Here is a 19387-nt window from a genome sequence, read left to right on the forward strand (position 1 = left end):
TCCGGCCTTTCACAGGAGTTGAATATGAAAACACTTCCACCAATAGCACTGGGCACATGGTCCTGGGGTACTGGTTTTGCCGGTGGCGACACGGTCTTTGGCAACCATCTTTCTGATAGTCAGATGGCTGAGGTATTCACCACAGCCATGAGCAAGGGCCTTAATCTTTGGGATACCGCAGCGGTTTATGGCATGGGAAATTCCGAGGCCGCGCTGGGTTCTCTGGTCCGTCAGTTTTCCCGCAATGACATGATTCTATCAACTAAATTTACACCGCAGATTGCCAACGAACAGTCAGCACAGCCCGTCAGCGACATGCTTGAGGCCAGCCTTGAGCGCCTGGGCGTGGAAGAGATTGATATTTACTGGATCCATAATCCTTTCGACGTTGAGAAATGGACTCCCGGGCTAATCCCACTCTTACAAAGCGGTAAAGTAAAACAGGTCGGTGTCTCTAACCACAATCTGGCACAAATCAAACGCGCCAACGAGATCCTTAACGCCTCCGGTTATGCCATCAGTGCAGTACAGAATCACTATAGCCTGCTCTACCGTGCCTCTGAAGAGGGAGGGATCCTGGATTATTGCCAACAACATAACATCACTTTCTTCGCTTACATGGTCCTGGAGCAGGGCGCGCTGAGTGGTCGTTATGACTCCAGTAACCCTATGCCTGCCGGAAGTGGTCGGGCCGGAAGTTATAATGCCATGCTGCCGCAGATTGAAAAAATGACCGCCGCCATGAAAAAAATAGGGGCAGAAAGGAATGCCAGCGTTGCACAAATAGCCATCGCATGGGCTATTGCGAAAGGTACTCTTCCACTTATTGGGGCAACCAAAGTCCATCACGTTCTGGATGCTGCCAGCGCTTTAGAAATCAAATTAAGTCATGAGGAAATCATCCTGCTGGAACAGCTTGCCGCAGAGACCGGTGTGGATACGCGTGGGGCCTGGGAAAACCCGATGGTTTAATAAAGCAGATAAAGCAGATAAAGCAGATAAAGCAGATAAAGCGCCATTTTTGCCACTACTAAGCAGAAATAATATAAAGGAATTGAAATGTCGGATAAAAAAACATGGTTTATTACAGGATCTTCCAGCGGACTGGGATTAATTATTGTTAAGCAACTTCTCGCAACAGGACAAAACGTCGTAGCTACAACCAGAAATATAGATTCTCTTGATAAAACCATCGGTAAAACAAGCAACTTTCTTCCTGTCAGCATGGATGTAAATGATGAGTCGAGCGTAAAAGCAGCTGTGGGTATTGCACTCAGCCACTTTGGTGCAATTGATGTTGTGGTTAACAATGCCGGCTTTGGTCAGACGGGAACGCTTGAAGAACTACAGGATTCAGAGGTACGCAGAAGTTTTGATGTGAATGTATTTGGTATGCTTAATGTGATCCGCGAAGTTATGCCACACCTTCGGGCTCGAGGAAATGGCCATATTATTAATATTTCATCCATGGCAGGTATTCAGGGATACATTCCTGGCTGGGGTATCTATTGTGCAGCAAAATTTGCTGTGGCCGGTCTTAGTGAAGCGCTTGCCGCAGAAGTTAAACCGTTTGGTATTAAGGTGACCCTTGTCTATCCCGGACATATGAGGACTGGATTTCTTTCAAAAGGATCCCTCATGCTGCCCTCGCATCCCGTTTCAGACTATGTCCTGGTGAGAGAAAATGAAAAAGAGGCAGCAGAGGATATGAACGGACAGCAAATGGGGGATCCTCAAAAAGCAGCAGCTAAATTAATTAAAATAAGCCAGCTCGAAAATCCTCCACTGCATTATTTTTTAGGTGAAGATGTTTATGACGCTGCCCGAAAAAAAATCCAGACCTTAAGTGATGCACTGGAAACATGGAAGGATGATTCCCTTTCCATTGGCTTCTGATATATGGAAAGGAAAGCCTTTCCTGGACTAAGCCCCGACCAGGTGGCTTAGTTCTACTCGCAAAATGTCGCTCATTAATGGTGAGAGTATGAAAATCATTTGCCTCGAAGAACATTATCTCGACAGTGATTCAGGACCAGCCTCCATACCTGTCGCGCTTGAGCAGGCACCCTACCTTAGCGACTGGGGGAAAACAGTCACCGATGGTCACAATGCTGACCGAAGCCGTCCACAGATAGAAAAAAACGCACTTATTAACCCGAAAGGGGCCGATACGGGAAGCAGGCGACTCGGCGATATGGATGAAGCCGGAATTACCATGCAAATTCTCTCTGTGGGCGGATTCCCTCATCTGGCACCCGAAAATAAAGCGGTGGCGTTAAACACGGCAGCAAACAATTACCTTGCCGGGGCAGTAAGCCATCATCCGGATCGCTTCGCGGCGTTTGCCACACTTCCCTGGACACAGCCGGAAGAAGCCGAAAAAGAGCTTATCCGCGCGATTGATGAATTGGGATTTAAGGGGGCACTTCTGAATGGCAGACCCTCTTCGTGTTTTCTTGATCATCCTGACTATGACGCCCTGCTCTCTCGTTTTAATAAACTGGGTGTGCCACTCTATCTTCATCCCGGATTACCGTTTAAAAGCGTGCAACAGGCTTACTTCACCGGTTTCAGCGCTGAGGTAACAGCAAGACTTTCTATGTTTGGCTGGGGCTGGCATCACGAAGCCGGAATCCAGTTGTTACGGCTGATGCTGTCAGGCGCCTTTGACAAATATCCCCACCTGCAGGTAATAAGCGGCCACTGGGGGGAGATGCTCCCCTTCTGGCTTCAGCGTCTTGATGACAGCCTGCCACTGGCTGCAACGGGCCTGTCGCGCACGCTGACCAGGACTTTCCAGGAGCACGTTTATGTTACCCCGTCAGGTATGCTGACCCTGCCACACTTCCGATTTATCTATGAGTTGATGGGCGCGGAAAGGATCCTGTTCTCAGTTGATTATCCCTATCAGACGCTGGACGGTGTAAAAACATTTATTGAAAGTCTGCCCGTCAGCAAGGCCGAAAAAGAAGCCATCGCGTTTCGCAATGCAGAACATCTGCTTAACATCCCGGGTTAATTCTCAGTGTTTATGATGAATGATTACGATGAGATTCAGTCACCCATTATTAGTTTTTATCTAAAAGTGATTGAGTCTTTGCTGCTCTAAAAAAAATAATGTTGCCCACCTATACTGGGTTGAACATTCATCAACACTGTCTAACTTATTGAAATGAAGAATATCCTTATTATTTCCGGGCATCCGGATCTTACTCACTCTATTGCTAATGCCACCATCATTGACGAGGTAGCGACCGACCTGCCCGACGCGGAAATTCGTCGTCTGGACTGGCTCTATCCGGACGGAAAATTCAATATCAGCGCGGAGCAGGAAAGTCTGCTCAGGGCCGATGTGATTGTCTGGCAGTTTCCTTTTTCCTGGTATGGGTTGCCGGGGTTAATGAAAAAATGGCTCGACGAGGTCTTTGTTCACGGCTTTGCACATGGCTCAACGGCGAAGCTGGGCGGAAAAAAGCTGATCCTCTCTTTCACCACCGGAGCACCAGAAGCGCTCTATGCCGCTGACGGTTTCTTTGGCCACACCATTGAGACGTACCTCATTCCGTTCGGGACCACGGCAAGGCTGTGCAATCTTGAGATGCTGGCACCCGTTTATACCTGTGGTATCAGCTACGTGGACCGCGATGCCGACAAAATCGCCGGACAAAAAATGCTTGCCCGGGAGCACGCCTCAAGGCTGGTCGATCTGCTCAACACCATACGCAATTAATCCAGAGGGAGAATAACGATGCAGTATACCCGGCTCGGTAAAAGTGACTTACTTGTCTCTCGCATCTGCATGGGATGCATGGGATTTGGCAATCCGTTAACGGGCCAGCATCGCTGGACACTGGACGAAACAGAAAGCCGGAATATCATTCGCCACGGACTTGAACAGGGCATTAATTTTTACGATACCGCCATCGCCTACCAGAACGGATCAAGCGAACGTTACGTTGGGCGAGCATTACGTGATATGGCGAAACGCGAAGAGGTGGTGCTGGCCACCAAGTTTCTGCCGCGAACGCCCGCGCAAATTGCCGAAGGGATCAGCGGAAAAGCGGCGATAACCCGCTCGCTTGATCAGAGTCTGCAAAATCTTGGGATGGATTACATCGACCTCTACGTCTGCCACATCTGGGATTACAACACGCCCATTATCGACGTACTTGAAGCACTGCATGACGCCGTTACCGCTGGTAAGGTACGCGCGACTGGCATCTCAAACTGTTACGCCTGGCAGCTGGCTAAGGCAAACGCGCTTGCCAGGCACGAAGGGCTGACACCCTTTGTTTCGATGCAGAGCCACTACAACCTGATTATGCGTGAAGATGAACGAGAGCTCTTCGGACTGTGCGCTGAAGAGGATATCGCACTGACCCCCTATAGCGCCCTGGCCAGCGGCCGTCTTTCCCGAAAAGAAGGTCACACGCGGCGAGCCATTGAGGATGACTACGCCCGCGGGAAGTATGACAGTACGGCAGAACAGGATCGGATCATTATCGAGCGCATAGCCGAGCTTGCCGAGCGGCATCAGATATCTATGACAGAAATCTCACTCGCCTGGCTGCTGACTAAAGTCACGTCCCCTGTCGTTGGCGCCACAAAAAAAGAACATGTCGACGGCGCGGTAAATGCGGTGAACCTTCGACTGGACCCGGAAGAGATCCGGTTTCTGGAAGAAACCTATCAGCCGCACGTTCTGACAGGGATCATGGCGCAAAACACGCCGCAAACGAAAGACGCTAAGCAGGTCTGGACGCGGTAGCCTTATCTGGTTTCATGAAATCAATATCAGGAGGAAAGATGGTATACAAAGCAGCTGTAGCTTTTTTGTTGGCGTTATCCGGGCTCGCTTCGGCAGTGGCGGCAACGCCTGCTTATTACGTCGCGGAGTTTCAGGCAACCGATCGTGAAGCTATAAAACCGTACAGCGCTCAGGTTGAGTCAACCTTCAGGCCCTTTGGTGGACATTTCATCGTCAGAGGAGGTGAACCCGATGTTAAGGAAGGGTCTGGAGCACAAGGACGACTGGTCATTATCCAGTTTGAGAGTATCAAAAAAGCTCAGGACTGGTACAACTCAGCAGCCTACCAGAAGATTATTCCCATCCGTCACCGTGCAGGTATTTCGCGCACCTACATTGTAGAAGGATTACCGGAACAGGCTCACTAGCGTGCCTGCACTCGTTATTTCCGGGAAGCCTTATTAAAACAACGGAGGTTTTATAATGTGGTTATGTCAGTACAGAGCAGCAGCATTTTTTTTATTTATATTCAATTTTCTCATGCCAGTCAGTTATGCGCAAAGTCGCGAAATGACCGACATTAAAACGCTCGTTATCGTCTCTCATCCTTATCCGGAACGTTCAGTCCTTACAAAGGGGTTACAGAAAGCTGCGGAAAGTCTGGATGGAGTGACGGTTCGCAACCTTGAGACTCTGTACGGCTATGACACCCGCCGCATCGATGGTGACACAGAGCGAAAAATGATGCGTGAACATACCAGAGTCGTTTTTATCTTCCCGACTCACTGGTTCAATATTACACCGATGATCAAAGCCTGGCTGAATGAAACCTGGGGCAGTGTCGGACCCGGCCTGTGGCAGGGAAAGGAAATGCTGCTTGTCAGTACCGCTGCGGGTGGAAGCTCCACTTACGGGACAGACGGCAGGATCGGGGTGGCCCTTGAGGATGTGTTTTTACCGATGAAAGCCAGCGCCCTTCATGCAGGAATGACGTGGCTTCCTCCACTGGTTTTTGAAAGCGCCCGTAACGATCAGCTGCTCTTATATCAGCATCAGTTGATCGAGCGCCTCAAACATTAATTCGTCGACAGTTAAACATATATTTCAGTGAAGGGACAACCGTGAAAAATAGTCTCGTGCTTTTAATTTGCATGCTGTTAAGCAGCCCTGTCTTTGCTAAAAATCCGGATATTCAGGACAAAACTGTGATGAATATTTTTAATATAGGCATCAGACCCGATCAGGACAGGCATTTTGACGAAATTGCCAGACAAACGATTTCTGCCTCAGTTGATCATGAAGCAGGCACGCTGGCGATGTACGCCCTGAAACGTCGTGACAATATTCATCAGGCTTACATGGTCGAACTCTATGAAAACGAGAGTGCCTGGCGCAAGCATCTGGGGTCAGAACCCTATAAGGCTTTTGCTGCCCGCGCGCCGGAAATTATTGAGCAGAAGCAGAAGATCACCCTTATGCCACAGTTTCTCGGCGACAAGCACATCGTACAGAATAAGCGAACTATCAATAACCTGGTGGTTGTCGAGGTAAAGCCTGAATTTCAGACCGCGTTCAAAAATATTGTTCTTCCCGAAATGGCGGAATCACTTCGTGTTGAGAAGGGAGTGCTTGCAATGTATGCCGCGACAGATGTGAACAATATCAATCGCTGGTATTTCTATGAGATTTACACCAGTGAAGAAGATTATCAATTGCACAGACAAACACCGCATTTCAAAAATTATATCGCGCAGACATCAGATATGAGCGCCAGCAAGAAAGCTATTCCTGTTGAACCAGTATTTCTGCAGAACAAAGGTGGAATCAGTTCAGGAAAATAGGTCGCAGCAACCCTGACCGTTGACCAGCGAGGATTGATATGAAAGGCGTGATTACAGCGGCGGCCCTGTCGCTCGTACTTTGCGATTTTGCTACCGCAAACGAGATAAAAGGTGAAGCAATAATGAAACAAATTGAGCCATCAGCCCTTCCGGAGGCTGATATCCGGTCTGTCTCACCCGCACTGGCACGCTTTGGCCACGAAGCAATGACTGACGATCTCTGGAATCGCAGTGCCCTGTCTCAGCGGGACCGCAGTATAGTGACCATCGCCATGCTCATTGCCCGGAACCAGTCTGGCGAGCTGAAACACTATATTGAAGTCGCACTTAATAGTGGTGTTACACCAGCAGAGGTATCAGAGATCATCACCCATCTGGCGTTCTACTCAGGATGGCCCAACGCCATGTCAGCAGTCCGTGTCACCAAAGCGATATTTGAGAACCGTGGCGTTACGCTGGATGCGCTTCCCCCAGTTGACCCATCCCTGCTTCCGCTTAACCAGGAGGCAGAAAAGCGACGCGCTGAAACAGTTGAAAAAAATGTCGGATCTGTTTCACCCGGACTGGTTAAGTTCACTGCTGACCCACTATTCCTGGATCTCTGGCAAAGACCAGCGCTTAAGCCTCGCGACAGAAGTCTGATTACGGTCAGCGCGTTAATCGCATCCGGACAGAGCGTACAGATTGGCTATCACCTTAACAGGGCTATGGACAATGGACTTTCAGCAGAAGAAGCAGGTGAAATTGTGACCCAGGCGGCATTCTACAGTGGCTGGCCAGCTGCATTCACCGCTGCCCCGGTTGTGGGTGAGGTTTTACGTAATCGGTCGCCAGCTAAAACTTAAAATTTTATAAGCAGACGCCCCATTCTTTGAAAGCGCATAAAAAACCGCCTCACGGCGGTTCACGCTATTCTGTTATGACGTTGCGCTTGCGAGGCGCGCACAAATCCTATGAAGAACATTCCTGCCAGCGCGTTTCCGATGGCAGATAGCCTTCGGTTGCCTTTTTACGCCGGTTCTCTTGTTTTCAAGGAGGTTATTCTAACGTACCTCAGAATAATGAAAACACATCACGGCTACTTTCATTGCGACAAATGTCTGATATTGGCTCATATTGGATAGCTGCTGGTCAGCGTCCGAAATGAGCAAGGAGTGGACGGCTGAAAAAAATGACGGTGGATGGATTGTGTTGAACTTAATTATTAGCACCTTCCCTTTCCAACAAAAATAATGGCTGTTAAATATGCTCGCCTGACATTTTCTCTCGAAGCAATATTGCTTAATTTTGTTCCCTGCTTACAACGAGTGTAACGCGCCCGAGCATTTTTTAGTAAGAGCAACAGCTATTCTCTGTTGAGATAGTATCAATATGATTATGCTGGCTCTTGTAAGCAATAAAAATTATCTCAGAGAATTTAATATTTTCCAAAATTCTGACATGCGCAATTAGAGTTCAGTTGCACTAACGAGGTTCCATTTGTCAATTTACTGACACGGCCGTTAAACATTCAGGGGATAATTACAGATAAAGTGTTGTGCAACATCAACATTTGAATGTTGTTTATGATACTACGGGCAGGCTAACCGCTGAAGTACTTCCAGGCAGACTCCCTGCTTTGGCTATCAAATGAACAGTAATGTTGCTCATTCAATGGTTAATTTTACATTCATTGATTGACTGGATTCACTGAACAGGAAATCTTGCCCCTTAAAACAACAAGGGGCAATAAATTAATGATGGTTATTTGACTTTTTTCGTATTCTGGTATTTTTATTATTTGAATGCTTTTTGCACTCTGTACGCGAGACTTTGAATATCACATAATCTCGTGTGCTTTTCCCTGGTGTTGCATTGGTCTTTGACCGCCTGGCCGCCGGGCAATGAAAGTGCTCAGTGGTCAGGTACTTTTTTAGTATAAGGCCTGTACGATATAATAAAAGCTGTCCTAAAGGGCAGGGGCAATAGTTTCATCATGTGATTATTGAGGGCGAGTTAATGAGTTCTGCTGTTGATTTTTTTTTGCGTGATTATGATCAATTGTCGGTTGAACAAGCGAATGAGTTATACCGGCTCAGAAGAAAAACATTTCGGGATCGACTCGACTGGGAAGTCGAATGCATTGACGGTATGGAAAAGGACCTTTTTGATAACAAAAACACAACTTACTTACTGGGTATGCACAACGGGCAGCTGCTATGCGGTGCGAGATTCATAGACTCGACGCAGCCGACGATGATGAGCGAAATTTTCCATAAATACTTTTCAGGAGTATGTCGTCTCCCTACCGATATTCCCTCCTGTGAAATTACTCGCCTGTTTTTAGACAAAGAAAGACGTGACGCTGCAAAACTTGAAGGTTTACCCGCCAGTAAAGCTTTGTTTCTTGCAATGATTATGTTTTGCATGAAGAAGAAATATTCAGGGATGTACGCAGTGGTCAGTCGTGGCATGTATGCCATATTTCGCCACGCCAACTGGAAAACAGAGGTAATTCAAAAAGGGCTCTCTGAAAAGGGAGAGGTTATCTACTACATTTTTATGCCTGCTAACAGTAGCGTCATTGAGGATATCATCATTAAGGACAAGCACTCTGACTGGCTTCGTGAGAAGCTACAGCACTTACGCCATCTTTAAATAACTATCTGGCTCAGTTTTCCAGTAAGCGGAGTTCTGCGCCAAGTTTTATTGCATGTCTTGCATTATTAACACCGAGTTTTTTCATTACATTACCCATGTGGAATTTTACCGTGCGCTCTGCAATAGACAAAATAATAGCAATCTCGGCATAGGTTTTGCCGTCGCTGACCCACTTAAGAATCTGACGCTCACGCGGTGATAAAAAGGCATTCTTTTTTTGCTGATGCTGACTATACAGATTAAGCGTCTTCTGGTGCAGATGAATAAGGAAACTCATGAATTTTGAACGATGTTTATCAATATCAAAATCGAAATCCTTTGTTCCAATAACAGATAACACAACCAGATTGTTCAGGTAGTCATGCAGAGGAAATGTCTGCCCCCGATAAATGTTATATTGAAAACTTTCGTTGAAAATCCTGGTGAGGTTATACCCTTCTGACAAAATAACTTCATTCTCCCAAAAGTAGTCTTCAACGCAGCGCAAACCACGGATAATGACGGGATCGATAAACTGATATTTTCTTTCAAGGTAAACATCAAACCACGCCGGGTTGTTATTGATAATCTGCATCTGCGAAGGGTCTTTTTTATTCATAATAGCGTATGCATAGACAACACCCGGGTAATCCTCAAAGAACGCATCCAGTTCATCCTGGATCAACGAATTTATCCTTTGGTCGTTGTAGTAGGTATCCTTCACGTCAGTTGTTACCTTCAGGTTGCGTGGTTTAGAAGTATAAACCGGTTCATGAAACGCTGTGAATCGTATTTTCATTCAGCTCACCTATCAGAAGGACGATATCATACAGCAATATTTCACTCATTTCTGCCTCAGGAAGCGAGGGCAGGATGGGTTCATGAGATTGCTGATGGGTATCGGGACGTTGACATAACACCATGGTCAAGGGGAATAGCCGGATAAGTATTGAGGGTTCAGGGTAATGCAGGCCTGCCTGAAGCGACAACAGCAACGTTGCCTTGCGAATCCCTGGTAAGTAAACGCAGCAGGATAGCGTATGGGTATGGCTCTGTCTTCAACAGGCGGGGATTGTGATCGTGAATTTTTCATCAGGTATTGATGCCAGACACACTCCTTTTAAGCGAAATGCTTCTTAGATTGCGTTCTGTATTTCTGATCCTAAGCTATCGCTAAATTTCTCTTAGCTAACACTTCCCAATGTTGGTTAACCAGCATTTTAAAAAATTACCCACGAAATATATACCTGCTGATGGTTGTAATATTAATGCTTCAACCCACCGGGGATTTTCTCTTCGCTTGTGCCCTGACGCACGCTTTGAGCCATTGGTTTTACAGGGTGCGAGGCTTAAAATTCATTTGTATGATTAGGTAACAGAAAGCCTGATCTCGTCTCTGCTCAATAAATCCAGTGACGTCTTAATATCCAAAGATAAATAACCAAAGGATATTCAAAACAGTGCTCTTGTGGCAGTAAAAGCGGAAGAGGCTCACCTGCAGACGCAGTGCTCAGCATCTGCAGGTGATGTTACGTTATTTACTGACTGGTGAAGCATGCGTGTCAACTTCGATGTTTAATGCTTTTTTGCGACCCATAACCAGCACCGCAATCCCGCCGATGCCACACAGGATAGCCAGTGGCATCATTGCCAGCGTATGGCTGCCGGTCGCCTGATTAATGATGCCGTAAACGTTGACCATTAACCCTCCGCCAATCAGGTTTGCCATCGCACCGATAGCGGCCAGACCTGCAGCAGCGGTAGTGGATGACATCCATCCTTGTATGTAATAGTGAGGTGATGGTTAGCTACCACCACATGAAGCGGAGTGAGCTTGTGTCCATCCTGAATGTCTAGAACCTTGAGCGTCAGCTAAAGCCCTCTGCTTCGCCTTTCACGCCAGCATTAACATTGAACGGTTGCCAAGAGCGATGACTCTGCATGTACAAGGGTAATAGGCGTGATGGTCAAGTGAAGGGAGGAAACGGCTATGTTTCAGTTAGGTATTGATGTTAGCAAAAACACCCTGGATTTATGCCTGCTTCGGGACGGTGTAAAAGGCAGGGTGAAAACGCGCAAGCTTAAAAACGACATAAGTGCTACCAGTGCTTTAATCAACTGGCTCCATAAGCAACACTGTGAACCGGTTGAGGTTCATATCATCATGGAAGCTACCGGGGTCTACCACGAATCATTAGCATATGGCCTTCATAAAGCCGGTGCCAGGGTGTCGCTTGCCAACCCACACCGTAGCAGAGAATTTGCTCGTGGCATGGGAATGCTGACGAAAAATGACCAGGTTGATGCTTATATGCTCGCCTGCTACGGTGCGCTCAGAGAGCCAATGCCGTGGACTCCACCACCTGAAAACGTCCGCTATCTTAGCTCACTTCTGCGTCGCCGTGATGCGCTTGTCGCAGACAGTACCCGTGAAAAAAACAGGCTGGAGAAATCCCGGGCCACGGACTGTCCCTCAGTTGTTAGTGAATCCATCGAAAGTATGCTACAGAGCCTGAGTTCAGAGATTGGGCATCTGGATAAACTGATTCAGGAACATCTGGAGCAACACCCTGAATTAAAGAAGGATTTTGACCTGCTGACGTCGATAAAATCCGTAGGTTTTCAGTTAGGTCTGAATATGCTGGTAATCCTGCGGAGCCATCGTTTCGATACCGCAGAGCAGGCAGCAGCCTTTTTGGGCGTGGTTCCTGTAGAAAAGACCTCCGGTACCTCGGTCAGTGGGAAGCCGCGGTTGTCTAAAATCGGTCCGCCGGAAATCCGGGCAAAGTTGTATCTGGCTTCGTTGTGTGGACTGAGATTCAATCCGGTGATGAAGGCGATGTACGAACGGCTATGCCAGCGCGGCAAGCCCAAAATGTGTGCGATTGGCGCACTGATGCGAAAACTTGTTCACTGGTGCTACGGCGTTTTGAATACACAGCAACCATTTAGCGCTGAGTACCTGCTCAGTACATGTAAGGCCGCTTGATGCTGGCATAAGCTCTTTGAACTCCGTTAGCACGGCGTAGCCTCGGTGTTATGGTGACTTAGGTGCTGGCAGCTTTCTGGCAGCACTTAGGGATCTGTATCACTAAAATTAGGACGATTTTTTATTGACGCAACACGGTAGCTGACGCCAGCGCCCAGAAAGGCCCTTTCATTGAGTAGGCACCGATCAATACCAGAGACAGGATGACAACACTGCCGGTCAGGCTGTTGGTGATAAAGGCGGAGAGCAGACCACCTGCAATCAGGAACAGCGTTAACGCGGTATGCCAGCGACGTTCCCCGCTCCGGTCAGAACTTCTGCCCCAAATAATCATCAGAATGGATGCCAGACCGTAAGGGATCGCATTGACCAGACCGGTAGTGAAGTTATCCAGACCGAACGATTTCAGCAGTTGTGGAGACCAGACGCTCAGCGTTGATCCCGCCGCAGAAGCACCCGCATAAATCAGCGCCATCACCCAGATATGCTTGTGACGCAATAACTGCCATAGCGAGATATGACCAATCGCTTTTTTCTTCTCGTTTTCTGCCTGAATAGTCGTGCTCAGCCACGCCTTTTGTTCGTGATTTAACCAGTTTGCATCGGTCGGACGATTACTGAGTAAGAAGAAAGCGGCAATCCCCAGAATCACCGCCGGAATACCTTCCAGGATGAACAACCAGTGCCAGCCACGCATGCCTAACCAGCCGTCGAGCGACAAAATCAGACCGGAGATGGGCGATCCTATAAAGTTTGCCGCCGGAATTGCCACCATGAATGTTGCAATTACACGCGCACGATACTTGCCTGGGATCCAGTAAGTCAGATAAAGAATCACGCCAGGGAAAAATCCTGCCTCGGCTGCACCCAGTAAAAAGCGCAGTACGTAGAGCGTATTGGCACTTTCAACAAAAGCAGTACAGACCGAAATAATGCCCCACGACACCATGATGCGAGAGATCCAGATCTTTGCCCCAATTTTCTGCATGGCGAGGTTACTGGGAACTTCAAACAGGAAGTAACCCACGAAAAACAGGCTGCTTGCAAAACCAAATACGGCTTTCGACAACCCTAAATCTTCGTTCATCTGTAATGAAGCCATTCCGATGTTGCCGCGATCGATGATGGCAATGAGATAACAGACAATCAGAAAGGGCAAAATGCGCCAGACCACCTTCTTAACGGTCTGCTGCTCAATGTCGGCAGAGAATGTCGTGATGTGCTGTTTTTCAGACATGATGATCCTCACAATTTTGTCATCGGCTTACGGACAGTGGAGAAACCGGATTGTTGTACCCTGTAAAACAGTAATGTACTTAGTAAAACCATTATCACGATAAAATCTTACCCTTGCCTGAGGATGTAATGAGGTTGTGTTATTTGTCACAAAAAAGTGCACAAAGGTTTTATTTTATGTGACGAGTATGCCGTTAACAGGGTGAAGTTCAGCCACTTTTTAACAACTATGGAGAGCCACGATGGGCAGAAAAGTTAAAACACATCGACAGCCTGTCGCAGATAGAGATGCATTCACATCCGAATGATGTTGTTATGACAGATATTGTAAATGCTGGCTAAGGGGGGGTTCAGTGGCTTTAACGCTGTCCTGAAGGCATAGACCAGCCGCAAGAACCTTTTTTTGCTTATCCGGGTGGAAGGGTAAATACCTATTAGCTATGCGCTATTAAAGCATCTGCCCCAGCATCCGGCACTGAGTGCGGATGAGGTCTTGAGATTTTACGATCTGCATTGATTGCGTATTAAAGCTCCCGAGCCAGTCATGCAATAAAGACTGATGAACACATCCAATGCCATTCCTAAAAAGTCTCGTTCCCTGAGCTCCCAGACCGATAACGGCGAGTTTCCCGAAATGATATCCGATAACGTCATTCTTCACTGCTGAAAACGACAGGCGATATCATGAATTACAAAATTTCAGGCCTGGATGCCGGGCCTTTTATTCATCTTTTTGGACAGAGCGAAAGCTATTTGAAAAAACACAACGCAATACGTCAAAAGGTGGAGTGCTATCCTGTTTATCCTGACAGAATCTCATTGTGTGATATCCCCGCGGGGGAAAACCGCTCTTCTGATTAACACAAATCCCGATACCGACCGCAACACCAACCAACCCCTCACTTCGCATCTATAATTCAGTGTCTCAGGCCCATGCGCACGATCCGGCCAGCCGCTCAGTCACCGGGTGGGTATCTGAAAATCGTGGTGTCAGCGATACATTGATATTCAATCCCCTGATGATGCCCGCCGGGTTTAACAAGCTCATCATTTAAAGAATTAAGGAAGCCTCATGATCTTATCACTCGAAAATCAGGTTGCGCTGGTTACCGGCGCCAGCTCAGGTCTCGGCTATGCCTGCGCTGAAGCACTCGCCAAAGCAGGTGCCGGTGTGGTGGTTAACTACCACAGCCAGGCGGAACCTGCCGAAGAATTGGTTGATAGAATCCGTGCAGACGGTGGACGCGCCATTGCGGTAAAGGGTGATGTCTCAAAGGAAACTGACGTAGAAAATCTCTTTGCTCAGACGATTGCTGAATTTGGCCGACTGGATATTCTGGTGGCGAACTCAGGGCTGCAGAAGGATGCGCCTTCCATTGAGATGTCGCTTGCAGACTGGAATACCGTCCTGGATGTGAACCTGACCGGGCAGTTCCTTTGCGCTCGGGCTGCGCTGCGTCAGTTTCGTGATCAGGCGCACCGCCCGGAGATCAGTCGGGCTGTAGGTAAGATCATTCATATGAGCTCGGTGCATCAGCTCATTCCCTGGGCCGGACATGTTAACTACGCTGCGTCAAAAGGCGGGGTTGATTTGCTGATGAAAAGCCTGGCACAGGAAGTGGGTGAAGACCGTATACGCGTCAACTCAGTAGCACCCGGCGCTATCGCGACTGCCATCAACGAAGAAACCACCCAGGGTGAAGCGGGTAAAGCGCTGTTAAAACTCATCCCTTATGGACGTATTGGTGCGGCGGAAGATGTGGCGAATGCGGTGGTCTGGCTGGCCAGTGACCTTTCCGACTATGTTCATGGCACCACACTGTTTATCGATGGTGGAATGAGTCTTTATCCCGGCTTTCGCGATAATGGTTGAGTGATGCGTCTGGAATGATATTAATTACATGGCGGTAAGAGTCCTGCTCTTCCCGCCATGTGCAATCAGTAATTGCTCGCGCCGCAGATGCTGAACCAGACACGCAATCCCTTGATCTCACGCCGTTATGCGCACTGTGCTAATGTTGACGGACAACAGGTTCCGCACTGAGGATTGAACCATGTCTCCCTTTTATCAACTCTCTGCCACCAGCCTGAATGGCCAGCCAATCCCGATGGCCGACTATGCTGGCAAAGTGGTTCTGGTGGTGAATACCGCCAGTCATTGTGGATTCACACCACAATACGCAGGGCTGGAAACACTCTACAAAAAGTATGCCGCTCAGGGCCTGGTGATACTGGGGTTTCCCTGTAACCAGTTCGGTAAACAGGAACCGGGTAGTGCCGATGACATCGCACAGACATGTCACATCAACTATGGTGTGAGTTTTCCTGTGTCTGTAAAAGTAGACGTTAACGGTACCGCAACGCACCCGATTTTCCGTTACCTGAAAGCAGAATTACCCGGCGTACTGGGTGGCCATATTAAATGGAACTTCACTAAGTTCCTGATTGGGCGCGATGGTAAACCCATTAAACGATTTGCACCGACCACTAAGCCGGAGAAAATGGAAGCTGCCATTCTGGCTGCACTTTAAGAAGGTGAGAGTGGGGATGAGCCATTAACCTGGAAGATGAAATTAACGTTGTTCAGAGACCGACATTTATTATTGTTCGTGCTCTTATCGATTTGGATCTTATCTGCCGATATCAGCGAATAACTCGCTTCGCAACCTGATACCTGCAAAAGCCTCAATGGGCAAAGTGGTTCTGCTGGTGGTCAGAATGGCGTCACAGGCACGATAGCCCGTAACGCTCTTCAGGGTATTTTATGCAATCATCCCGCCATCAATGACCAGCTCGGTGCCACTGATATAGCTGCTTTCATCTGAAGCCAGAAACAGTGCCGCGGCCGCCACTTCATCAGGATTTCCCAGCCGCTTTGCCGGGATCCGGGCGGTAAGCGTCTGCCTGACCTCATCGCTGGCCTGATCAAACATCGGCGTGTCGGTAGGACCAGGACTCAGCGTGTTAACCCTGATGCCGCGCGGTGCCAGCTCGCTATTCCATGTGCGTGCATAAGACCGTACCGCGGCCTTGCTGGCGGAATAGCTGCCATAACCGGGATTCGCTATCGCGCCTGCAACGGAACCCACCAGCACGATACTGCCGCCCTCACCCATCAATCGCACCGCGTGCTGCACCGTCAGCACCATGGCTCGCACATTCAGATTAAAAGCGCGATCGATGTGTTCTTCAGTAGTCTCTTCCAGGCTGGCCGGTTCAGACACACCTGAAGCGTTGACGAGGATATCGAGGCGACCCGCTCGGGTGCCAAGGGTTCTGAACAGACGCGTAAGGTCGTCTGTGCGGGTGATATCGCCCTGAATGGCCTCGACCTGACCGCCGATCAGTGCGACTGCCTCAGCCAGCTGTGCTTCCCGCCGGCCGGTGATAAACACGCGTGCACCTTCCTCTGCAAAACGGCGAGCGACAGCAAGGCCGATACCGCTATTACCCCCGGTGACAAGGGCGACTTTTCCACTCAGTTTCATCATTGCGACTCCGGTTAAAGACTAGAAACCTGATGGTATATTTATTATATTTAGTGTCAATTACGCACCTGATGTACACCAGATATCATCAAGGAAACCTCATGGCAACTGACATCACCCAGCTACTGGCCGAAATCAACAGCACCCGCCCTGTCCTGGAACAGGTAGCGAATAAGTGGTCGGTTTTAATCCTCACCGTATTGTGCTCTCAGCCCTCGCGTTTTAATGCCATCAAGCGCAGGCTCGACCCCATCACCCATAAATCTCTCACAGAGGCATTACGCCGGCTGGAACGCAATGGACTGGTGAGTCGTCGTGTGATTGCTTCTTCGCCTGTGGCGGTCGAATATGCGATCACGCCGCTGGGCCGGACATTGCAGGACCCTTTTGTCACGCTGGTAAACTGGGCAAAGCAACATGGAGGAACCATGGAGCAGGCGCAGGCGGGTTATGATGAAGAGCGGAAAAACGAAGAATCTGCATGAACTTAGTCTGAGCACCGTTCCTGCATATGGATAGCGCAGGTTGATGCGCAGATAAGTTCAGGATATGCCTGACAGGAGTGAAAGCGGAGACGCGCCATCATATACAACGGCTACTCCGCTGCTGGCTCAAAAAACTGATAAGAACAATCACGTCGTGCTTTAGCCTGGTACATCGCCTTATCTGCGTTTTCGAATAACATTTTGGCCGTTGCTGTCCCGAAGCGGGCAAGGCTGATACCAATCGCCGCGCCGATGCGTACATCCATGTTATCGATGGCGAAAGGTGCCTGCAGACTGTCAATAATTCGCAGGGCAATAGCGGATGCGGCCTCGTGATTGCTGCATTTAGCAGCTACGACAAACTCATCGCCACCCAGACGCGCAACGGAGTCGCCCGGACGCATACAGTGCTGCAGCCGTTCACTGACCTGTTGCAACAGGGCATCGCCTGTTGCGTGACCCATCAGATCGTTCACCGCCTTGAAGCCATTAAGATCAATAAACATCACCGTGGTGTAGGCCTGATCGTCTGCCTGCGCCAGCATAAATCCCACCTTCTCGTTAATCCAGGCACGATTGTGCAGCCCGGTCAGCGTGTCCAGGGTTGCCAGCTTCTCAAGATTACGCATCCGTTCTTTATCCCGCGTGATATCGCGCGATACCAGCACGGCACCAATATTTTTTCCTGAATTGGGATTGATGACGCCACAGGCTTTAGTGCCCAGTGAGATGTAATGGCCGTCGCGATGAAGTTTGCGCACCTCAACAACATCCGGCAGTACCCCGCCACTAAAGATGCATCCCAGCGCGTCGCTGGCTAATTCGCGGTCATCGGGATGCAGGAAATCCACGACCAGTTGCCCCACAACCTCCTCGGTGGTCCAGCCTATGATTTCGCTGTAAGAGGGAGAGATTGATACGTATCTGCCTTCCGCGTCACAATGGGCAATCAGATCGGTACTGTTTTCAATCAGAAGACGATATTCCGCCGCCGTGCGAAACGCATCTTCCAGCGCTTTACGCTGCCCGGTCACATCCAGAATAAAGCCGTTGTACTGCAGATGGGAGGTGCCAGGCTGGCAATCCGGCAGGCCGGATACAAGGACCCGGCGCGTCTTGCCATCCAGACAATGGATTGGCACTTCAATATGGAAAGGGGTCAGCAATTCCAGGGCCGCAGTCAGTTGTAGCGCGATCTTTGCATCGTCGTCAGCCTGCGCCAGTCTCAGCCATGAACACAGCGTCACGCCCTTGAGTTCAGGCATCAGACCCGCAGGACTTTCCTGACTGGCGATGCAGATCCCCTGGGCATCCGTAGACCAAACAGCGGTAAAAGAAGGTTTGATCACTGGGTTCATGGTGGCCGACTCCGACGTTGCTGACGATGTTAAATAAGTTCAATACACGTCGCTACAGACCTGATTATAACCGTTAATGCCTGCCTGTAGCGTGGAGAGGCTATGGATAAGGGTTCAGTATCGCGGGCCGTGATAAATGCGGGTGGAAACTGAGGCCTTACCGGCAGCAGTATCTGAGGTCCCCTCTCCTGTGGCATTACGCAAAGCTGTCAGGTTGCAGTGTCAGAAGTATGAGCCTGTGTATATCGGCTCATCGGGCCATAATCTTTAAGGTTCACCGTCGTGGCAACGACCACCGTCGGCACAACGGTGGCGGACTTTGCCGATCGCTCACTGAACATGGGTTATCCGGGCGGCAAGTCGCTTTACCTCTCTTTCACGCACCGCGTTGTTCTGGGCAGCCTTTATCCTGACCCGACCACTGGGTGCCGTTGTCGGTGACTTCCTGGACAAACCCCTTGCTGCGGGCGGACTCGCGCTGAGTCGCTATAGTGCCTCGCTGACGCTGGCACTGATCATCATCGCTTTTCTGGTGATGCTGCCTCAGCGCCCGGCAATGAAGACCGCCCCCGCAAATTAAAAAGCCTCACTGGCAGATTTACCGGCCACGCTTACATAAAAATC

The 19387-nt window shown here is 49.1% G+C and carries 19 protein-coding genes and 2 pseudogenes; 16 read left to right on the forward strand and 5 right to left on the reverse strand.

Annotated features, from left to right (window positions below; genetic code table 11):
- Positions 1-24 precede the first annotated feature (24 nt).
- The 10 genes from F3I44_RS18580 to F3I44_RS18630 all read left to right on the forward strand — a co-directional run bounded on the left by F3I44_RS18580 (position 25) and on the right by F3I44_RS18630 (position 9225).
- The gene (locus F3I44_RS18580; RefSeq protein WP_150015402.1) at positions 25-972 is read left to right on the forward strand and encodes an aldo/keto reductase; all 948 of its coding nucleotides are present in this window, start codon (positions 25-27) and stop codon (positions 970-972) included.
- 87 nt (positions 973-1059) lie between these two features.
- Positions 1060-1896, forward strand: a complete 837-nt coding sequence (locus tag F3I44_RS18585; protein ID WP_150015403.1) for an SDR family NAD(P)-dependent oxidoreductase — start codon at positions 1060-1062, stop codon at positions 1894-1896.
- Between the two features lie 88 nt (positions 1897-1984).
- Complete coding sequence (locus F3I44_RS18590; RefSeq protein ID WP_150015436.1) at positions 1985-3019, forward strand: amidohydrolase family protein; 1035 nt, start codon at positions 1985-1987, stop codon at positions 3017-3019.
- A gap of 153 nt (positions 3020-3172) precedes the next feature.
- Positions 3173-3730, forward strand: a complete 558-nt coding sequence (locus tag F3I44_RS18595) for an NAD(P)H-dependent oxidoreductase (protein ID WP_150019511.1) — start codon at positions 3173-3175, stop codon at positions 3728-3730.
- 18 nt (positions 3731-3748) lie between these two features.
- Positions 3749-4768 (forward strand): aldo/keto reductase, encoded by a 1020-nt coding sequence (locus tag F3I44_RS18600; protein ID WP_150015405.1) that lies wholly within the window; start codon positions 3749-3751, stop codon positions 4766-4768.
- A gap of 38 nt (positions 4769-4806) precedes the next feature.
- The gene (locus F3I44_RS18605; RefSeq protein ID WP_150015406.1) at positions 4807-5175 is read left to right on the forward strand and encodes a DUF1330 domain-containing protein; all 369 of its coding nucleotides are present in this window, start codon (positions 4807-4809) and stop codon (positions 5173-5175) included.
- Positions 5176-5287: 112 nt separating this feature from the next.
- Positions 5288-5827, forward strand: a complete 540-nt coding sequence (locus F3I44_RS18610; RefSeq protein ID WP_223811708.1) for an NAD(P)H-dependent oxidoreductase — start codon at positions 5288-5290, stop codon at positions 5825-5827.
- Between the two features lie 71 nt (positions 5828-5898).
- Positions 5899-6588 (forward strand): antibiotic biosynthesis monooxygenase, encoded by a 690-nt coding sequence (locus F3I44_RS18615; protein WP_190285979.1) that lies wholly within the window; start codon positions 5899-5901, stop codon positions 6586-6588.
- 38 nt (positions 6589-6626) lie between these two features.
- Positions 6627-7433, forward strand: coding sequence for a carboxymuconolactone decarboxylase family protein (locus F3I44_RS18620; protein ID WP_150015408.1), 807 nt, complete (start codon positions 6627-6629; stop codon positions 7431-7433).
- A 1153-nt stretch (positions 7434-8586) separates the two neighbouring features.
- Positions 8587-9225, forward strand: a complete 639-nt coding sequence (locus F3I44_RS18630) for an acyl-homoserine-lactone synthase (RefSeq protein ID WP_150015409.1) — start codon at positions 8587-8589, stop codon at positions 9223-9225.
- 13 nt (positions 9226-9238) lie between these two features.
- On the opposite strand, the gene F3I44_RS18635 is transcribed toward F3I44_RS18630, so the two are convergent.
- Positions 9239-10006 (reverse strand): LuxR family transcriptional regulator, encoded by a 768-nt coding sequence (locus F3I44_RS18635; RefSeq protein WP_223811703.1) that lies wholly within the window; start codon positions 10004-10006, stop codon positions 9239-9241.
- Between the two features lie 735 nt (positions 10007-10741).
- A pseudogene (locus F3I44_RS18640) lies at positions 10742-10987 on the reverse strand (MFS transporter); the annotation flags it as partial.
- A gap of 210 nt (positions 10988-11197) precedes the next feature.
- On the opposite strand from F3I44_RS18640, the gene F3I44_RS18645 reads away from it, so the two are divergent.
- Positions 11198-12196, forward strand: a complete 999-nt coding sequence (locus F3I44_RS18645) for an IS110 family transposase (RefSeq protein WP_150015410.1) — start codon at positions 11198-11200, stop codon at positions 12194-12196.
- A 121-nt stretch (positions 12197-12317) separates the two neighbouring features.
- Here the strand turns inward: F3I44_RS18645 and F3I44_RS18650 are convergent, their stop codons facing one another.
- Positions 12318-13433: an MFS transporter gene (locus F3I44_RS18650; RefSeq protein WP_368668634.1), complete on the reverse strand. Its 1116-nt coding sequence runs from the start codon at positions 13431-13433 to the stop codon at positions 12318-12320.
- Positions 13434-14116: 683 nt separating this feature from the next.
- On the opposite strand from F3I44_RS18650, the gene F3I44_RS18655 reads away from it, so the two are divergent.
- From F3I44_RS18655 to F3I44_RS18670, 3 genes are all read left to right on the forward strand, one after another.
- Positions 14117-14293: a hypothetical protein gene (locus F3I44_RS18655; protein WP_370452863.1), complete on the forward strand. Its 177-nt coding sequence runs from the start codon at positions 14117-14119 to the stop codon at positions 14291-14293.
- Between the two features lie 211 nt (positions 14294-14504).
- The gene (locus tag F3I44_RS18665; protein ID WP_150015411.1) at positions 14505-15305 is read left to right on the forward strand and encodes an SDR family oxidoreductase; all 801 of its coding nucleotides are present in this window, start codon (positions 14505-14507) and stop codon (positions 15303-15305) included.
- Between the two features lie 181 nt (positions 15306-15486).
- Complete coding sequence (locus F3I44_RS18670) at positions 15487-15963, forward strand: glutathione peroxidase (RefSeq protein ID WP_150015412.1); 477 nt, start codon at positions 15487-15489, stop codon at positions 15961-15963.
- A gap of 231 nt (positions 15964-16194) precedes the next feature.
- Here F3I44_RS18670 and F3I44_RS18675 read toward each other — a convergent pair whose 3' ends face one another.
- Positions 16195-16923, reverse strand: a complete 729-nt coding sequence (locus F3I44_RS18675; RefSeq protein ID WP_150015413.1) for an SDR family NAD(P)-dependent oxidoreductase — start codon at positions 16921-16923, stop codon at positions 16195-16197.
- A gap of 98 nt (positions 16924-17021) precedes the next feature.
- On the opposite strand from F3I44_RS18675, the gene F3I44_RS18680 reads away from it, so the two are divergent.
- A complete protein-coding gene (locus F3I44_RS18680) occupies positions 17022-17405 on the forward strand; it encodes a helix-turn-helix domain-containing protein (protein ID WP_150015414.1) in 384 nt (127 codons plus the stop codon).
- A 110-nt stretch (positions 17406-17515) separates the two neighbouring features.
- Here the strand turns inward: F3I44_RS18680 and F3I44_RS18685 are convergent, their stop codons facing one another.
- Positions 17516-18763: a sensor domain-containing diguanylate cyclase gene (locus F3I44_RS18685; RefSeq protein ID WP_150015415.1), complete on the reverse strand. Its 1248-nt coding sequence runs from the start codon at positions 18761-18763 to the stop codon at positions 17516-17518.
- A gap of 273 nt (positions 18764-19036) precedes the next feature.
- On the opposite strand from F3I44_RS18685, the pseudogene F3I44_RS24345 reads away from it, so the two are divergent.
- A pseudogene (locus F3I44_RS24345) lies at positions 19037-19343 on the forward strand (hypothetical protein); the annotation flags it as partial.
- Positions 19344-19387: the final 44 nt, after the last annotated feature.

It is taken from the genome of Pantoea sp. F_5, assembly GCF_008631595.1.
GTDB lineage: Bacteria > Pseudomonadota > Gammaproteobacteria > Enterobacterales > Enterobacteriaceae > Pantoea > Pantoea gossypiicola.

Excerpts from the sequence above, each read along its gene's own strand:
- F3I44_RS18580 (WP_150015402.1), top strand. The coding sequence starts at position 25 with ATGAAAACACTTCCACCAATAGCACTGGGCACATGGTCCTGGGGTACT.
- F3I44_RS18585 (WP_150015403.1), top strand. The coding sequence starts at position 1,060 with ATGTCGGATAAAAAAACATGGTTTATTACAGGATCTTCCAGCGGACTG.
- F3I44_RS18590 (WP_150015436.1), top strand. The coding sequence starts at position 1,985 with ATGAAAATCATTTGCCTCGAAGAACATTATCTCGACAGTGATTCAGGA.
- F3I44_RS18595 (WP_150019511.1), top strand. The coding sequence starts at position 3,173 with ATGAAGAATATCCTTATTATTTCCGGGCATCCGGATCTTACTCACTCT.
- F3I44_RS18600 (WP_150015405.1), top strand. The coding sequence starts at position 3,749 with ATGCAGTATACCCGGCTCGGTAAAAGTGACTTACTTGTCTCTCGCATC.
- F3I44_RS18605 (WP_150015406.1), top strand. The coding sequence starts at position 4,807 with ATGGTATACAAAGCAGCTGTAGCTTTTTTGTTGGCGTTATCCGGGCTC.
- F3I44_RS18610 (WP_223811708.1), top strand. The coding sequence starts at position 5,288 with ATGCCAGTCAGTTATGCGCAAAGTCGCGAAATGACCGACATTAAAACG.
- F3I44_RS18615 (WP_190285979.1), top strand. The coding sequence starts at position 5,899 with ATGCTGTTAAGCAGCCCTGTCTTTGCTAAAAATCCGGATATTCAGGAC.
- F3I44_RS18620 (WP_150015408.1), top strand. The coding sequence starts at position 6,627 with ATGAAAGGCGTGATTACAGCGGCGGCCCTGTCGCTCGTACTTTGCGAT.
- F3I44_RS18630 (WP_150015409.1), top strand. The coding sequence starts at position 8,587 with ATGAGTTCTGCTGTTGATTTTTTTTTGCGTGATTATGATCAATTGTCG.
- F3I44_RS18635 (WP_223811703.1), bottom strand. The coding sequence starts at position 10,006 with ATGAAAATACGATTCACAGCGTTTCATGAACCGGTTTATACTTCTAAA.
- F3I44_RS18645 (WP_150015410.1), top strand. The coding sequence starts at position 11,198 with ATGTTTCAGTTAGGTATTGATGTTAGCAAAAACACCCTGGATTTATGC.
- F3I44_RS18650 (WP_368668634.1), bottom strand. The coding sequence starts at position 13,433 with ATGTCTGAAAAACAGCACATCACGACATTCTCTGCCGACATTGAGCAG.
- F3I44_RS18655 (WP_370452863.1), top strand. The coding sequence starts at position 14,117 with ATGAATTACAAAATTTCAGGCCTGGATGCCGGGCCTTTTATTCATCTT.
- F3I44_RS18665 (WP_150015411.1), top strand. The coding sequence starts at position 14,505 with ATGATCTTATCACTCGAAAATCAGGTTGCGCTGGTTACCGGCGCCAGC.
- F3I44_RS18670 (WP_150015412.1), top strand. The coding sequence starts at position 15,487 with ATGTCTCCCTTTTATCAACTCTCTGCCACCAGCCTGAATGGCCAGCCA.
- F3I44_RS18675 (WP_150015413.1), bottom strand. The coding sequence starts at position 16,923 with ATGATGAAACTGAGTGGAAAAGTCGCCCTTGTCACCGGGGGTAATAGC.
- F3I44_RS18680 (WP_150015414.1), top strand. The coding sequence starts at position 17,022 with ATGGCAACTGACATCACCCAGCTACTGGCCGAAATCAACAGCACCCGC.
- F3I44_RS18685 (WP_150015415.1), bottom strand. The coding sequence starts at position 18,763 with ATGAACCCAGTGATCAAACCTTCTTTTACCGCTGTTTGGTCTACGGAT.